Source organism: Pantoea hericii (genome assembly GCF_014155795.1).
GTDB classification, from domain to species: Bacteria; Pseudomonadota; Gammaproteobacteria; order Enterobacterales; family Enterobacteriaceae; genus Pantoea; species Pantoea eucalypti.
Genome location: NZ_SCKV01000002.1, coordinates 375,516 through 391,778, shown reverse-complemented (window position 1 = coordinate 391,778; position 16,263 = coordinate 375,516). Strand labels below are relative to the sequence as shown.

Below are 16,263 nucleotides of genomic sequence, written 5' to 3'. Positions count from 1 at the left end.
TCGCAACGGTTTTAGAGGAGAAGTTGAGTGAACAGACTATTTGTTACCGGCACCGATACCGCAGTGGGCAAAACGGTGGTGTCACGCGCCCTGTTGCAAAGTTTTATACAGACCGGACACAGTGCAGTCGGCTATAAGCCTATCGCGCGATGTGCGGTTAAAACCCCGGATGGCCTGCGTAACAAAGATGCACAGGTTCTGCAAAGCGCGTCCTCCATCGACTTGCCTTATCAGGCAATCAATCCGCTGGTTTTCCAGGAAGAGGAGATCTGCACCCATCCCGCGCAGATCATCGACTATGGGTTGCTGACTCAGGGCTTAACCCGCCTGATGCAGCAGGCCAGTCGCGTGGTCGTTGAGGGCACAGGCGGCTGGCGCAGCCTGATGAACGATGGACGTCCGCTCTCCTGCTGGGTCGTTGAGCAGCAACTGCCGGTGGTGCTGGTGGTCGGAATCCAGTCGGGCTGCATCAGTCACGCCTTGTTGACGGCAGAAGCAATTGCGCAGGATGGTCTCCCGCTGCTGGGCTGGGTAGGCAATCGTATTAACCCAGGACTGGCGCACTACAGCGACATTATCGGGATTCTGCGCGAAAAAATCGGCGCACCGCTGCTGGGCGAACTGCCTTATTTACCGCGTGCCGAACAACGCGATCTCACACCTTATATCGATATTTCCCTGCTGGAGCCGGACAGTTTGCACGCTGTGAGTGCAAAGATCGCCTGATTATGAAACAAAACGAGTCATCTGAGTCGGGAGTGAGCCTAAAGTTTCAGGCTCGTTTTCGACTCTCTGCAAAAATTTCTGTTTATATTTGAATGGCCTGACGCAGTTAACGCGAAACAACAACGTCATGGCGCAAAAAATGCATTAACTCCGCTTATCACAGTGAGCCGGAGTATCATCATGTCGCATTCGCACGAGAAAGGTTTGTTATATGGGCTTGAGGCCCGCATTGGTCCCGCCCCGGCGTTTCTGGCCGCATTGCAACATCTGCTCGCCAGCGTGGTGGGAATTATCACGCCACCGCTGATTATTGGTTCAGTTCTGGGGTTACAGGCCTACATTCCTTATCTGATAAGCATGTCGCTGTTTGTTTCAGGGTTAGGCACTTTTATGCAGGCCAGACGCTTTTATGGCATTGGCGCGGGCATGATCTGCCTGCAGGGCACCAGTTTCGCGTTTCTCGGTGTGATTCTCTCCGGTGGGCTAATGGTGAAAGGGCGCGGCGGATCGCCAGAAGAGATTATGGCGATGTTGTTTGGCTGCAACCTGGTGGCAGCGCTGATTCCGATTCTGATTAGCCGCTGTGTGGGCTCACTGCGCAAAGTCCTGACGCCGGTTGTGACCGGCACAGTGATTACTCTCATCGGCATCAGCCTGATCAAGGTGAGCATCACCGACTGGGCTGGCGGTCACAACGCCACAGATTTTGGTTCGCCGAGGAATCTGGCGCTGGGAGCGCTGACGCTGCTGGTGATTGTGGCGCTTAACCGTTCGCGCAACCGCTGGGCAAGGCTGGTGGCAGTGGTGGCCGGCATCGCGGTGGGATGCGTGGCGGCAGTCTTAACCGGACATTTACAACTGCACGTCGCGCCGGAGAGCAGCTGGATGGTACTGCCAGCCTTCTTCCGGTTTGGTTTCGCCTTTGACTGGACTATCTTTCTGCCGATTGCACTCGTGTCGGTCATCGCCGTAATTGAAGCCGTTGGGGATCTCACGGCCAACTGCCTGATTTCACAGCAGCCCATCGCTGGCAAGCCTTTTCAGCAGCGGCTGCAGGGCGGTATTGTCGCTGATGGCCTGAGCTGTGTGCTGGCGGCGGTTTTCTCCGCCTTTCCTAACACCACGTTTGCGCAAAATAATGGGGTTATCCAGATGACGGGCGTTGCCAGCCGTTACGTAGGCATGCTCTTAGGCATTATGCTGGCGCTACTGGGGCTTTTTCCTTTTGTTGGCTCGCTGCTGCAGCAGATCCCGCCGCCAGTCCTTGGCGGAGCCACTATTGTGATGTTTGGCAGCGTCGTCGCTGCGGGTATCCGGGTGATGACACAGACGCCGCTGGGCCGCCGTGAGATGCTGATTGTCGCAATTTCATTCGGGATTGGTCTTGGCGTGGAAGCGGTGCCGGAGGTACTGAAGCAGTTCCCGCCGCTGATTAACAGTCTGTTTGGTCATGCGGTAACGACCGGCGGTATGCTGGCGATTATGCTCAATCTGGTACTGCCAGACGAGGCATCTGCCGTGGAAGAGGTTGAGGCGGAAACACTGACTGAAAGTTAAAAGCTGAATAACGCACTACCGCTGAAGTTGCTCTGACAGACGGCTCAGAAATTCAAAGCGATGGGAGCATACGCCAGTAGCAAAGCATCGCGGACCAGGGATGGTCCGCGCTGAGCCCGCCAGGGATGGCGTGGTTTGCGTCTTTGCGGAGGGCGTATGCTCCCTGAGCTGGTAATAAATTAACAGTCATAATACGCCGTGACTTAACTGGCTTTAAGATGGAGTCGGCGAGGGGAATAGGGCCAGAGCGGCCCTTTTTCTGACTTATAAAACTATAACGACATTATGGATTCAGACGACGACGGGTTCGCCCCGAGCTGAGGTAATCCGCGATGTAATCCTGCGAAATCTCCCCACTGTAGCGACCCTCTTCATCGACAATTGGCATCCAGACCGTGTTGTGCTCATAGAGTTTCGACAGCACCACGCGCAGGTTCTCTTCCGCTTTACCGGTGACCTTAAAGGTGTGCAGCTTCTCTTCACAACGGCCGCTCACGTTACGCGCCTCGCGACGCTTCACGAAGCCCAGCGGCTTGCCATCCTCATCGACCACGGTAATCGACCGCATATCGTTCTCATCCATGGTGCCAAAGGCTTCATCCAGTGGCGTTGAGCGGCGCACGGTGATGGTCGGCTGCTGATCGGTCACGTCTCCCGCCTGCACCAGTAACAGACGCTTAAGCGTGCGGTCCTGGCCCACAAACGAGCCAACGAAATCATTGGCCGGAGTCGCCAGCAACTCATCCGGGCTGGCGCACTGCACGATTTTACCCTGACCAAAGACGGCGATGCGGTCGCCGAGCTTGAGTGCCTCATCAATGTCGTGGCTCACCAGCATCACGGTTTTCTTCAACTGGCGCTGCATGTCGAGGAACTCGTTCTGGATCACTTCGCGGTTAATCGGGTCAACGGCACCAAACGGCTCATCCATCAGCAGCACCGGTGGATCCGCGGCCAGGGCGCGAATCACGCCGATACGTTGCTGCTGACCGCCGGACATCTCACGCGGATAGCGATGCAGGAATTTAGTCGGGTCCAGCGCGACCATGCTCATCAGCTCAGTGGCACGTTCACGACACTGCTTTTTGTCCCAGCCCAGCATGCGTGGCACTACAGTAATGTTCTCCTCAATGGTCATGTTGGGGAACAGGCCTATCTGCTGGATGACATAGCCAATGTTGCGACGCAAAGTGGTGGTGTCCTGGGTACTGGTATCTTCACCGTTGATCAGGATGCGGCCACTGGTGGCGGGGATCAGACGGTTAATCATCTTCAGCGTGGTGGTCTTACCGCAGCCCGATGGCCCCAGCAGCACACACATCTCACCGGCAGGTACGTGAAGGCTGACGTTATCGACGGCTTTGTTAGTGGTGCCGTTTTTCTGGGTAAAGGTTTTCGTCAGGTTTTCCAGCGTAATCATTATCGAATCCCCTTTGGAGTCAGCGCCTGCTGCAAACGGTGCAGCAGCCAGTCAAGAAAAATAGCCAGCAGACAAATCATCAGTGCCCCGGCAATCAACATACGAATATCACTGCCGCTGATCCCATCGAGCAGCAACTGGCCCAGACCGCCCGCGCCAATGACGGCAGCAATCGCCATCACGCCAACGTTCATCACCACGGCGGTACGGATGCCGCCAAAAATCACCGGCAGCGCCATCGGGATTTCAACCCAGCGCAGACGCTGCCAGAAGGTCATGCCGATGCCACGGCCCGCTTCACGCAGTCCATCCGGCAGATTCTCCAGTGCGGTGTGAGTGTTGCGCACAATCGGCAGCAGTGAGTAGAGGAACACCGCGGTGATCGCTGGCAGCGCGCCGATGCCCTGACCGATCAGCGAAAAGACCGGAATCATCAGACCAAACAGCGCAATGGTAGGAATGGTCAGCACCACGGTAGCGATACCGAGTATCGGCGTTGCCAGCCATCTGACACGCACGATCAGAATGCCCAGCGGCACGCCAATCACAATGGCCAGGCCGACCGCCACCAGCACCAGCCAGCTGTGCTGCCAGCTCAGGGTGAGCAGGGTGCTCCAGTTATCCATGATGTAGTGAAGGGTATCCACAGTGCCTCCTTACAGCATGTTTTTGGATTGAAGGAAATCACGCGCCACGTTTTCCGGTGACTCATGATCGATATCGACCCGCTTGTTCAGCTCTGTGATCGCCTCATCAGTGATCTGAGCAGAAAGCTGATTAAGCGCGGTATCCAGCCCCGGATGGCTCGCCAGCACATCCTTACGCACGACCGGCGTCACGTTGTAGCTCGGGAAGAAGTGTTTATCATCCTCCAGCACTTTCAGGTTGAAGCCCTTAACCCGTCCATCGGTGGTGTAGATCAGACCGGCATCGACGAATCCATCGCGAATTGCGTTGTAAACCAGACCCGGGTCCATCTGGCGGATCTGCGGCCGATCGAGCGCCAGGTTATAGGTTTTCTGCAGGGGTTTCAGGCCGTCAGAACGACCGGCGAACTCCAGATCCAGCCCCAGACGCCAGTTATGGTCCGGGTCAGATTTCCGCACCTGCTCAATTTTCGCAACCAGCTGCGAGAGGGTGGTGATGCCTTCTTTTTCGGCCCGCTCACGGGTCATGGCAAAGGCATAGGTATTGTTCATCGGTGCCGGATTAAGCCACACCAGTCCCAGCTTTGCATCCAGCTTTTTGACCGTTTCATAGGCCTGCTGCGAAGACATCGGCTTGTTGATATGGTTGAAGATAATCAGTGAGGTGCCGGTATATTCCCAGGTCATATCAATCTGCTTGTTCAGCAGTGCATTACGACCAATGGTAGTGGCGATATTACGTTTAGGGACCACCTCAAAACCTTTCTTCTGCAGCCACAGCACCGTCATCGCGGACAGGATATGCTGCTCGGTAAAACTTTTGGTTGCCATCACCAGCGGGGTGGCAGCCTGCGCCGTCTGGCTTAGCAGCAGCGTCGCAGTCAGCGCGACAACGCTTTTCTTAATCCACTTCGTTAGCATTACAAAGCTCCTTGTGGTCAGGCCGCAGCATGCGGACTCAGAAAGCGGCCCAGTGCGGCCAGCAGCATATCCAGAACCAGTGCCACCAGTGCGGTGGCAACGGCGCCCAGAATCAGTGTCGGGAAGTCATTCAGATAGATGCCCGGGAAGATCAGCTCACCAAAGCTGCTGGCACCAATCAGGAAGGCCAGTGGAGCAGTACCGACGTTGATGGCGGTGGCGATGCGCACGCCTGCGAGAATGACCGGCAGGGCGTTGGGCAGCTCAACCTGACGCAGACGTTGCCATTTGGTCATGCCGATGCCGTTGGCGGCCTCAATCAGCGACGGAGGAACCGCGCTCAGGCCAGAGAAGGTGTTTCGAACGATGGGCAGCAATGATGCCAGAAACAGCGCAATCAGCGCCGGACGATCGCCAATGCCGATGATTACCATCGCCAGCGCCAGCACCGCGAGCGGTGGCAGTGTGTTTCCCACATTGAAAATCTGCATCACATATTCGGCCCAGCGACGCGCAAACGGGCGACTGAGCAGGATGCCGCTGGGAATACCGACCAGCAGAGCGAACAACATTGACCAGAAAACTAAGAAGAGGTGCTGCTGCCCGAGATAGAGCAGATCGACTTTACGTGCGACCAGTTGATCCCAGCCTAAGCCCCAGATCAATGCTGCGATCACCGCGACCACTGCAAGCACTGCCAGACCGGCGCGTTGGGCCAGTGAAGCATTTTGCATAGGAGAATCTCCCTGATGACGATCTCATTTGTTATAACAACCATAAACAGTCCGACAGGCGCGACAAAAACTGCCGCCGCACCCAAAACCGAAACTGCGATAAAATGTAGATAAAATGACTGTTTACCCACTCTTTTTCAGCGAATACCGAATAAGATGGGGTAATGCTATAGCAGGCCTTTTTTGCACAAGCCAGCTTTTAAGCCATATATCAGGCAGATAGAAACAGGTTAAAATGGTGTTAAAGCCGCATAGCCGCTGGGTTAATGCGACAATAAAAAAAATTCATCGACATTTGGTGACAACGTCACAGATGACGCAAAAGGTGCGCACGCGCGGGAAACTGCACTGGCTGTTTTTGAGCTAGCCTTGCAGATAAAAAAAGGAACCCTATGACTGAAAGCGCACAACTCCAGACCGGACATCGCCACTGGATCTTAATTGCCTGCATGCTGGCGATGTTTATGGCGGCCATTGAAGTGACGATTGTGGCTACCGCAATGCCCACTATCATTGCTGACCTTGGCGGTTTTTCGCAGTTTGGCTGGGTCTTCTCCATCTATCTGCTGACTCAGGCGGTCAGCGTACCCCTCTATGGGCGGCTGGCGGATATGGTGGGGCGCAAAACGATGTTTTTTGTCGGGACCGCCATCTTCCTGATGGGATCGGTGCTGTGTGGGTTTGCCCATACGATGACCTGGCTGATCCTGTTCCGGGCATTTCAGGGCCTGGGCGCGGGCGCGATTATGCCGCTCAGCTCGACCATCGTGGCGGATATCTATTCACCGCGCGAACGGGCCAGCGTGCAGGGCTGGCTCTCCAGCGTCTGGGGTGTGGCGGCCATCGTCGGGCCACTGACCGGGGCCTGGCTGGTGCAGCACTTTAGCTGGTCGGTGATTTTCTGGGTTAACTTGCCGATTGGCCTGATGAGCATGCTGATGCTGGCGCGCTGGCTACCGTCGCACCAGAAGGAGGAGAAATCACAGCCGCTGAACCTGGCAGGAAGCGGCTGGCTGATGCTCTGCGTGACGGCCCTGCTGGTGGCGCTATTGCAGGCAGAACAGCTGGGCATCTGGCTGGTGCCGTTTCTGATGTTCTCGCTGTTTGCGGGCTGGCAGCTTAAACGCCATGAGCAACGTTCAGCAGCACCGCTGTTTCCGCTGATCATCTGGCGCAGCCGGCTTATCGTGGCGGGTAATGCGGGCAATCTGATTATCGGGGCGGCCATGATGGGCATCAGCGCGTTTTTACCCACCTGGATTCAGGGGATCCGCGGCGGCTCACCGTTGCAGGCGGGCAGTGTGCTGGCGATGATGTCGATTGGCTGGCCGCTGGCCAGTACCCTCAGCGGCAGACTGATGCTGCACACCTCCTACCGCTTTACCGCCCAGCTTGGCGCGCTCTTGCTGGTGACGGGCAGCGCCCTGCTACTGTTCTTACAGCCCGCAAGCTCTCTCTATCAGGCGGGCTTTACGGCGTTTCTGATCGGGACTGGCATGGGGATGACCAGCACCACGTTCCTGGTTTCTGTGCAGAATCAGGCGGACTATCAGATTCGTGGCATCTGCACCGCTTCAATCATGTTCAGCCGGATGATCGGCTCCGCGGTGGGAACGGCGATTATGGGCGCAGTGCTGAATCTGAATCTGCAATGGCGACTGCCACAGGTACAGGATCCGGTGCAGCAGATTATGTCAGAATCCAGTCGTCAGCATTTGCAGCCGGAAACGCTGCAACAGATGGTTGCGTCCATCGCGACGTCATTGCACTGGGTATTTGTGGTGGCACTGGTGATTGCGCTGTTTGCGGTGGGTGTGGCCTGGATGATGCCACGTCAGCGGCCGGAACAGGCGGACTAGCAGGCAGGGCGACAGGATGTCGCCCTGATTTGACGCTGACTACTGAGCAGGCGAGTCCTGTGAACTGCCTGCACTGGCGGGGACACTGGCTTCGTCGTCACGGCCTGTACGCTTATAAACAATCTTTTGTGTGTCGTTTTCACAATGTCCGACGACCTGACCGCCCGCCTGATCAACCTGATCGTTGGCGACGATGTCGAGACTAAAACCTGACTCAGGCACACCGTTCTGAATAATTTTCTGGCTGATATCGGCTTTCACCGACTCACAGGATGCCTGTGCCATCAACGGCAGAGCTAAAAACGCCGCGCTTAACAAAACCCTCTGTATCTTCATCACGTCTTCCTTATGTTAGTCGTCCGTCATTACTATAGCTCAAAATTAAGGCGCAACCGGGCGACCTGAACGGCGGTCCAGGCAACGCAGGGTGTTGGGTTCCCAGTAAGCGTTGAGATTAAGGCTCTGCTCGCATTTGTCGCGGGTGTCATAGGCGCGATCGGCCTTATCAAACTCTTTTTCGACGCGGGTGTTCACTTTGTTACGCAGCATGCGCGTGTCATTCCATTGCTCTTTATCCTGGCGCGCCGCTTCATTGCCCAGCGCGGTGCTGCCATCTTCAATGATCAGACGATTCGTATTCGCACTGGCAGTGAATGCCGCAGAGGAGATCAGAACCAACAGCACGGCAGGGATCATTTTTTTCATCACAATATCCTTAAGTTAACGCAAACATCGCCTTCCGGGACGTCTGTTGCAGCGGGTATGCTTTAAGCCTGGCCCACCAGCCGTCATTGTTGCTGTAAGTCCGGACAGGGAAAGCGCGAAGCAATCCGGCATATACGCGTGGTGATGGTGAGCACTGCCCGGGTTCAGGCTAAAAATAAAATAGCCCGATGACAGAGATTCTTATTATATCATCGCCGTTTCTTCGCTCACCAGTGGTGAGCCATTTGTTTACGTTCAGGAGAGGTTAGGGTGCTGATTAAAACCGCCTTGCTGTTTTTTATTACCGCGCTGGCGGAGATCATCGGCTGTTTTTTGCCCTGGTTATGGCTAAAAAAAGGCGGCTCAGCCTGGCTGTTACTGCCTGCAGCGGCGAGTCTTGCGCTGTTTGTCTGGCTGCTGACCCTGCATCCTGCCGCCAGTGGACGGGTCTATGCCGCTTACGGTGGCGTCTATGTGCTGACTGCGCTGCTTTGGTTGCGGGTAGTGGATGGCGTGAAGTTAAGCGCGTGGGACTGGAGCGGGGCAGTGATCGCCTTCAGCGGCATGCTGATCATCGTGATGGGCTGGGGGCGCGGGTAGCGCCAGCCGGACGGACTGGCGCTGCAGAGGCTTAAGGCTTATGGACTTTCAGGCCTGCCAGCGTCTGGCTGACCGGCATCATTTCAAGACTGTTGATGTTGACATGCTTAGGCAGCGTGGCAACCCACCAGACCGCTTCTGTGACATCTTCGGGTGTTAAAGCCTTTGCGCCTTCATAAACCTGGCCCGCTTTGTCATCATCGCCCTTAAAGCGCACATTGGAAAACTCCGTGCCGCCGACAAGGCCGGGTTCTATATCGGTGACGCGCAGTGCCGTACCGTGCAGATCGGTTCGCAGGTTAAGGCTGAACTGACGGACAAACGCTTTGGTTGCACCATACACGTTGCCGCCGGCATAAGGCCAGCTACCGGCAATCGAGCCAATGTTGATGATGTGGCCGATATCGCGCTCTACCATGTGGGGCAGCAGGGCGCGGGTCATGTAAACCAGGCCTTTGGTGTTGGTGTCGATCATGTTTTCCCAGTCTTCAACATTCGCTTTGTGCGCAGGTTCAATCCCCAGCGCCAGACCGGCGTTGTTAACCAGTACATCAATATTGCGCCACTCTGCCGGTAAGTGCGTGACCATCTCTTCAATGGCGGCACGGTTACGCACATCCAGCTGCACCGTATAAAGATTCTCGCCCAGCTCCTCCTTCAGCGCTTTTAAACGGTCGGCGCGGCGTCCGCTGGCAATGACTTTGTGACCATTCTCAATAAAGCGGCGGGTGATGCTTTCACCAAAACCGGCGGTCGCGCCGGTGACAAAAATAATCATCTCACTGTTCCTTATGCCATTTTCAGAGTCGATGACTTCACCATAGCATTTCATTTCCGCTTCTGCGCGTTGAAAAATCGCCAAGCCTGTAAATGGATTTTATCGGTTAACTGACTGCGCCTTTTCAGGGCAGGCTGCACCTAAAAAGGGCACGTTTCCCTCCGGCAGGCCATACTCAGAATGATCAGTTTACATAAAATTGAGTCGCAACCGTTTGCCTCCGTTCCGCAAACGGTTGCTAAGCCATCTGTGGTGATTTATGTTGCGCAACAGGCGGTAAATGATTTATTTGATTGATTTATAAGGATTTTACGGCTCACCAGTTCTGGCACGCAGGTTGCAAGGCTATAACAGGAGATTTCCCTGCAACTATTCTATCGCGCTTTCAGAAAGGACAACCCATGCTATCAGCAACCGACACGGCGATTCGCGCCAGCTTCTTTGACTTTACTGGTGTCGTGGATCAGCCCGACGACCTGGCCGGTAAGGCGCGCTATCTGGACGATGCGGTGCTGTTGCTGCGTGACGGACGCGTAGCAGGGCTGGATAGCTGGGAGAACAGCGAGGCGATGCTGGCAGGCCATCCGATTACCGATCTGCGCGGCAAACTGATCGTACCTGGCTTTGTCGATACGCATATTCACTATCCACAGACAGAGATGATTGGTGCGTTTGGTGAACAGCTGCTGGAGTGGCTGAATCACTACACTTTTCCGGTTGAAGCGCAGTATCACTGTCCTGACCATGCGGCCAAAATGTCCGCCTTTTTCCTGCATCAGCTGCTCTCAAATGGCACTACCAGCGCACTGGTGTTTGGTACTGTCCATCCGCAATCGGTGGAGGCGCTGTTCAGTGCCGCAGAAGCCCTGAACATGCGACTGATTGCCGGGAAGGTGATGATGGATCGCAATGCGCCCGACAATCTTACCGAAACCCCGGAGCAGAGCTACCAGCAGACACGGGCGCTGATTGAGCGCTGGCATAATCGTGGACGGCTGAGCTACGCCCTGACGCCGCGTTTTGCGCCGACCTCCTCCCCGCAACTGCTGGAAAAAGTGCAGCAGTTGCGCCAGGCATTTCCGGATACCTGGCTGCATACCCATCTCAGCGAAAATCCACAGGAGGTGGCCTGGGTAAAAGCGCTGTTCCCGGAGCGTGAGGGCTATCTGGATGTTTATCATCATCACCAGCTAACCGGGCGTCGCAGCGTCTTCGCGCACTGTCTGCATCTGGAGGATAAAGAGTGGCAGTGTCTGCACGATACCGATTCTTCTATTGCTTTTTGCCCAACCTCAAACCTCTTCCTCGGCAGCGGCCTGTTTAACATTAAACGCAGTTGGCAGCAGGGCGTGAAAGTGGGAATCGGCACGGATGTCGGCGCGGGCACCACCTTTAATATCCTGCAGACGCTGGGCGAGGCTTACAAAGTAGGCCAGTTGCAGCACTACCGGCTCAGTGCCGCTGAAGCCTTTTATCACGCCACGCTGGGCGGAGCGCGTGCACTGGATCTCGACCACGCCATCGGAAATTTTAACATCGGCAAAGAAGCCGATTTTGTCGTGCTCGATCCGGCAGTCTCTGCGCTGCAGCAGCTGCGTATTGGCAATAGCAAAGATATCTGGGAAAAGCTGTTTGTATTAATGACGCTAGGCGACGATCGCAATATTGCCCAGACCTGGGTAAATGGTCGTCCGGTCTGGCAGCGCGACGCACAGGAGCAAGCCGCATGATTGAGTTTTTGTTAAACAACCAGCTGGTCAGGGAAGAGGCTCTCGACCCCAATCTTACGGTGCTCAACTATCTGCGCACCCGTCAGCATCGTCCTGGTACCAAAGAGGGCTGCGCCTCTGGTGACTGTGGTGCCTGCAGTGTCACCCTGGGAAAAGCCGTCAGGGGTGAGATGCAGTATGAAACGGTCAATAGCTGTCTGACGCTGGTCTCGTCATTACAGGGTAAACAGCTGATCACCGTAGAGGATCTGCGTCACGGTCGTGCACTGCACCCGGCGCAGCAGGCGATGGTCGACTGCCACGGCTCACAATGCGGATTCTGCACGCCGGGTTTTGTCATGTCGCTGTTCAGCCTGCAAAAAAACGCAGCGGGCTGGGATCGCCATCAGGCGGAAACGGCGCTGGCCGGTAATCTTTGCCGCTGCACCGGCTACCGGCCCATTATGGCTGCCGCAGAACAGCTCTGCTCCCAGCCGGTTACTGACCAGTTCGATCACAGTGCCGCCGCCACCGTGCAGCGGCTGGAGGCGCTGGCTACCCCGGAAATGCAGGAGATAGACGGTGAAGGCCGCCGTTGTTTCCTGCCCAAAACGCCGGCTCAGCTGGCAGAGATCTACCTGGCGCATCCCGATGCGAAACTGATTGCCGGTGGTACCGACCTCAGCCTGCAGATTACCCAGCAGCATAAGAGAATACCGCTGCTGATTGCGCTGGAGCAGGTGGCCGCGCTTAAGGTCTGCAGTGAATTTGACGATCATTACCTGCTGGGTGCAGGTGCCTCACTGCAGCAGGTCAGTGAGTTTCTTGCCACCCGCATTCCTGGTGTCAGCGAGATGCTGCAGCGGTTTGCCTCACTGCAAATTCGTCTGCAGGGCACACTGGGCGGTAATATCGCTAATGCGTCCCCGATAGGCGATGCGTCGCCGGTGCTGCTGGCCCTCAATGCAAGTTTGCTGCTGCAGCGCGGTGAAGAACAACGCAGCCTGCCGCTGGACCAGTTCTTTACCGGCTATCGGCAGACACAGCTGGAAAAAGGGGAGTTTATCCGCGCAATTCGCATTGATAAGGTGACGGTGTCACCTGATTTTGTCGCCTGGAAAGTCTCCAAACGGCTGGATGATGATATCTCCGCCGTCTTCGCTGCCTTTAACCTGCAAATCGAACAGGGCGTGGTGAGTGGTGCCCGCATCGCCTTTGGCGGTATGGCGGCGACGCCCAAACGCGCCCACCACTGTGAACAGGCGCTGATGGGTCAGCCACTGAATGCCGTGACGGTGTCACGTGCCGCTGCCGCGCTTGCGTCTGATTTCCAGCCGCTTTCCGATTTTCGCGCCAGCAGTGACTACCGTCTGCAGGTCGCCCGTAACCTGCTTCGCCGCTACTGGCATCGCCATAACGGCGAAATCACCTGCCTTGAGGTCTCTCGCTATGTCTCATAACCGCCCGGAACTCAACGAAGAGGTCATCAAGGCCCAGTATGCCGCCGATTTACAGAGCGGCGTAGGCCGGAGTAACCGCCATGAAAGCGCGGAGAAACATGTCTCTGGCGAGGCGCATTTTATCGACGATAAACCGGAGTTGCCGGGTTTACTGCATCTCTGCCCGCGTCTGAGTGAACACGCGCATGCGCGCATCGTGAATATTGATGTGCAGCCCTGTTATGCCGTGCCGGGTGTCGTCAGCGTATTAACCTGGCAGGATGTGCCGGGCATCAATGATGTCGGGCCGCTGGAGCCGGGCGATCCGCTGCTGGCGCATGACAAAGTCGAGTACCTGGGGCAGATCGTGATTGCCGTCGCGGCGGACTCCCCTGACGCTGCACGTCTTGGCGCGGCCGCAGCGGTGATCGAATATGAGGTGCTGGAACCGCTGCTGGATGTGGAGCAGGCTCTGGCGCAGGGCAGCTTTGTACAGGAACCGCACATCCACCAGCGCGGTGATGTGGACGCGGCGCTGGCGCGTGCGCCGCATCGGGTCAGCGGGTCGTTTCATATTGGCGGCCAGGAGCATTTCTATCTGGAAACCCAGACGGCAATGGTCATCCCTGGTGAAGATCAGCAGCTGCAGGTCTTTTCTTCCACTCAAAACCCCACGGAAGTGCAGAAGCTGGTGGCGGAAGTCATTGGCATCAGCCTGAATAAGGTGACGATAGATATGCGCCGTATGGGCGGCGGCTTTGGTGGCAAAGAGACGCAGGCCGCCGGTGTCGCCTGTCTCTGCGCCATCGTAGCCCGTCAGACGGGGCGGGCGGCAAAGATGCGACTCTCACGCCGCGACGACATGCGCGTGACCGGCAAGCGCCATCCTTTCTTTGTGCGTTACGAGGCAGGCGTTGAGGAGGATGGCCGGCTGTGTGGCATCAAAATCGATCTGGCCGGTAACTGCGGTTATTCGCTGGATCTGAGCGGATCCATTGTCGATCGCGCCATGTTCCACGCCGATAATGCGTATTACCTCGGCGATGCGTTGGTCACGGGCTATCGCTGCCGCACGAATACCGCCTCCAACACCGCTTATCGCGGCTTTGGCGGACCGCAGGGTATGGTGGCGATTGAACAGATCATGGATCACATCGCCCGCCACCGTGGGCTGGATCCGCTGGCGCTGCGCAAGCGTAACTATTATGGCAAGCAGGATCGCAACATCACCCATTACCACCAGCAGGTCGAGGACAATCTGCTGGATGAGATTACTGAACAGCTGGAGCAGAGCAGCGACTATCAGGCGCGTCGCGCGGAAATCACGGCGTTTAACGCCCGCAGTTCGCTGCTGAAACGCGGTCTGGCGCTGACGCCGGTAAAATTTGGCATCTCATTTACCTCCAGCTTCCTTAATCAGGCGGGCGCGCTGATCCTGATTTACACCGATGGCACGGTGCAGCTGAATCATGGCGGCACCGAGATGGGCCAGGGCCTGAACACCAAGGTGATCCAGATTGTCGCCGAAGTACTGCAGATAGAGACCGATAAAATCCAGATTACCCCCACCGACACCGGTAAAGTGCCCAATACCTCGCCAACAGCGGCCTCCAGCGGTGCTGACCTCAACGGTAAGGCGGCGCAGAATGCGGCTGAAATCCTGCGCGATCGCATGACCGCCATGCTCTGCGAACTGCATCAGTGCGACGCTGCGGCGGTGAGCTTCCGCAATGGCGTGGTACGTGCGGGAGAAAAACATTACACCTTCGCTGAGGTGGCGAAACTGGCGTGGCTGAATCAGGTGCCGCTCTCTGCCACCGGCTACTATCGCGTACCAGGCATTCATTACGACCGCGTTGCCGGGCGCGGCACGCCATTCTATTACTACGCCTATGGCGCGGCCTGCTGCGAGGTCGTCATCGACACCTTAACCGGCGAATCCCGCCTGCTGCGCGCCGACATCCTGCATGACGTTGGTGCCTCGCTAAACCCGGCCATCGACATCGGTCAGGTCGAAGGAGGCTTTGTCCAGGGTGTCGGCTGGCTCACCTGCGAAGAGCTGGTGTGGAATGACAAAGGTCAGCTGCTGACCGACGGTCCCGCGAGCTATAAAATTCCCGCCGTCAGTGACGTGCCGGCGGATCTGCGGGTCACACTGGTGGAGAATCGCAAAAACCCGAAAGACACGGTCTTTCACTCCAAGGCCGTTGGCGAACCGCCGTTTATGTTAGGGATAGCCGCCTGGTGTGCGCTGCAGGATGCGGTCGCCAGCGTGGCGGATTACCGCCAGCATCCGTTGCTGGATGCGCCCGCTACACCGGAGCGCATCTTCTGGGGCGTGCAGCGTCTGTCGGGAGCCATTGATGATCTATCATGACTGGATAGGCGTGCTTCACCAGTTGCGTGAAAAACGGCAAAGCTGCGTGCTGATTACCGTGCTTAGCGAGCACGGTTCGGTGCCCCGTGACAGCGGCAGCAAAATGGTCGTCACACAGCAGGAGAGCTTTCTCACCATCGGTGGCGGTCATCTGGAATTTGCGTGTATCGCCCAGGCCAGGGCGATGCTGCAGGATGGGGCGACCGCGCCCCATACCGATGATTTCAGCCTCGGCGCGCGGCTTGGACAATGCTGTGGTGGCAAAACGAAGATTTTGTTTGAGCCGCTGCTGCAGGCGCAGCCGGAGATATTTCTGTTTGGTGCAGGTCATGTCGGACAGGCACTGGTTAACCTGCTGGCGACGTTACCCTGTCACATAAACTGGATTGACAGCCGTCCGGCGCAATTTTCCAGCGTCCCTGCGGGCGTAGTGACCTGGCAGCCCGATGATCCGCTCGATTGCGTGGCGCAGGCGCCTGCGGGCAGCTACTTTATTATCATGACCCACCATCATCCGCTGGACTTTGAACTGTGTGAAGCGGTGCTGAAACGCGGGGATTTCCGCTATGCCGGATTAATCGGTTCGGCGACGAAAAACCAGCGTTTTCGCTACCGGCTGGCAGGCAAGGGCGTTCAGAGCGAATCACTGGCGCGCCTGCGCTGCCCGATTGGTCTGCCGGATGTTAAAGGCAAGCTACCCGCCGAGATTGCGGTGGCGATTGCCGGTGAAATTATCTGCGTTTATCAGCAACATATCACCTGAGTTGTGGCCTGCGCGGCAACCTGTCAGG

General features: G+C 56.7%; 15 protein-coding genes. 8 read left to right on the top strand and 7 right to left on the bottom strand.

The genetic code is table 11. The features are described from left to right. The first annotated feature begins 27 nt into the window (after positions 1-27). A complete protein-coding gene (gene bioD, locus H7K52_RS05475; protein ID WP_008925219.1) occupies positions 28-726 on the top strand; it encodes a dethiobiotin synthase in 699 nt (232 codons plus the stop codon). A gap of 180 nt (positions 727-906) precedes the next feature. Continuing rightward, entirely contained in the window at positions 907-2,283 is a 1,377-nt protein-coding gene (locus H7K52_RS05470; RefSeq protein WP_182629799.1) for a nucleobase:cation symporter-2 family protein, read from the top strand. Positions 2,284-2,566: 283 nt separating this feature from the next. Here H7K52_RS05470 and osmV read toward each other — a convergent pair whose 3' ends face one another. From osmV to H7K52_RS05450, 4 genes are read right to left on the bottom strand one after another with little or no spacing between them, the layout of a single operon-like run. Next, a complete protein-coding gene (osmV, locus tag H7K52_RS05465; RefSeq protein ID WP_003853663.1) occupies positions 2,567-3,703 on the bottom strand; it encodes an osmoprotectant ABC transporter ATP-binding protein OsmV in 1,137 nt (378 codons plus the stop codon). Beyond that, positions 3,703-4,350, bottom strand: a complete 648-nt coding sequence (osmW, locus tag H7K52_RS05460; RefSeq protein WP_003853661.1) for an osmoprotectant ABC transporter permease OsmW — start codon at positions 4,348-4,350, stop codon at positions 3,703-3,705. Before osmW ends, osmV begins: the two co-directional genes overlap by 1 nt. A gap of 9 nt (positions 4,351-4,359) precedes the next feature. Beyond that, positions 4,360-5,271, bottom strand: coding sequence for a glycine betaine ABC transporter substrate-binding protein (locus H7K52_RS05455; RefSeq protein ID WP_078804415.1), 912 nt, complete (start codon positions 5,269-5,271; stop codon positions 4,360-4,362). A 17-nt stretch (positions 5,272-5,288) separates the two neighbouring features. Next, the gene (locus tag H7K52_RS05450) at positions 5,289-6,005 is read right to left on the bottom strand and encodes an ABC transporter permease (RefSeq protein WP_003853657.1); all 717 of its coding nucleotides are present in this window, start codon (positions 6,003-6,005) and stop codon (positions 5,289-5,291) included. 392 nt (positions 6,006-6,397) lie between these two features. Between H7K52_RS05450 and H7K52_RS05445 the strand changes: the two genes are divergently transcribed. Then, positions 6,398-7,864, top strand: a complete 1,467-nt coding sequence (locus tag H7K52_RS05445; RefSeq protein ID WP_140915605.1) for an MDR family MFS transporter — start codon at positions 6,398-6,400, stop codon at positions 7,862-7,864. A gap of 39 nt (positions 7,865-7,903) precedes the next feature. Here the strand turns inward: H7K52_RS05445 and H7K52_RS05440 are convergent, their stop codons facing one another. Together H7K52_RS05440 and H7K52_RS05435 are read right to left on the bottom strand one after the other, a co-directional pair. Next, positions 7,904-8,200, bottom strand: coding sequence for a DUF1161 domain-containing protein (locus H7K52_RS05440; RefSeq protein ID WP_078804413.1), 297 nt, complete (start codon positions 8,198-8,200; stop codon positions 7,904-7,906). A gap of 45 nt (positions 8,201-8,245) precedes the next feature. Beyond that, positions 8,246-8,569, bottom strand: coding sequence for a DUF1283 family protein (locus H7K52_RS05435; protein WP_003853649.1), 324 nt, complete (start codon positions 8,567-8,569; stop codon positions 8,246-8,248). Positions 8,570-8,842: 273 nt separating this feature from the next. Here H7K52_RS05435 and H7K52_RS05430 point away from each other — a divergent pair, with 273 nt between their 5' ends. Beyond that, the gene (locus tag H7K52_RS05430; protein WP_033743086.1) at positions 8,843-9,169 is read left to right on the top strand and encodes a YnfA family protein; all 327 of its coding nucleotides are present in this window, start codon (positions 8,843-8,845) and stop codon (positions 9,167-9,169) included. Positions 9,170-9,200: 31 nt separating this feature from the next. Here the strand turns inward: H7K52_RS05430 and ydfG are convergent, their stop codons facing one another. Further along, positions 9,201-9,947, bottom strand: a complete 747-nt coding sequence (gene ydfG, locus H7K52_RS05425; protein ID WP_182629798.1) for a bifunctional NADP-dependent 3-hydroxy acid dehydrogenase/3-hydroxypropionate dehydrogenase YdfG — start codon at positions 9,945-9,947, stop codon at positions 9,201-9,203. Between the two features lie 401 nt (positions 9,948-10,348). Here ydfG and guaD point away from each other — a divergent pair, with 401 nt between their 5' ends. The 4 genes from guaD to xdhC are packed head-to-tail and all read left to right on the top strand — an operon-like array spanning position 10,349 to position 16,235. Further along, entirely contained in the window at positions 10,349-11,677 is a 1,329-nt protein-coding gene (gene guaD, locus H7K52_RS05420; protein WP_182629797.1) for a guanine deaminase, read from the top strand. Next, a complete protein-coding gene (gene xdhA / locus H7K52_RS05415) occupies positions 11,674-13,116 on the top strand; it encodes a xanthine dehydrogenase small subunit (RefSeq protein ID WP_182629796.1) in 1,443 nt (480 codons plus the stop codon). The genes guaD and xdhA overlap by 4 nt, the downstream gene beginning before the upstream one ends. After that, a complete protein-coding gene (gene xdhB / locus H7K52_RS05410; protein WP_110411394.1) occupies positions 13,106-15,472 on the top strand; it encodes a xanthine dehydrogenase molybdopterin binding subunit in 2,367 nt (788 codons plus the stop codon). The genes xdhA and xdhB overlap by 11 nt, the downstream gene beginning before the upstream one ends. Beyond that, positions 15,459-16,235: a xanthine dehydrogenase accessory protein XdhC gene (gene xdhC / locus H7K52_RS05405; protein WP_110411395.1), complete on the top strand. Its 777-nt coding sequence runs from the start codon at positions 15,459-15,461 to the stop codon at positions 16,233-16,235. The genes xdhB and xdhC overlap by 14 nt, the downstream gene beginning before the upstream one ends. The last annotated feature ends 28 nt before the right edge of the window (positions 16,236-16,263 follow it).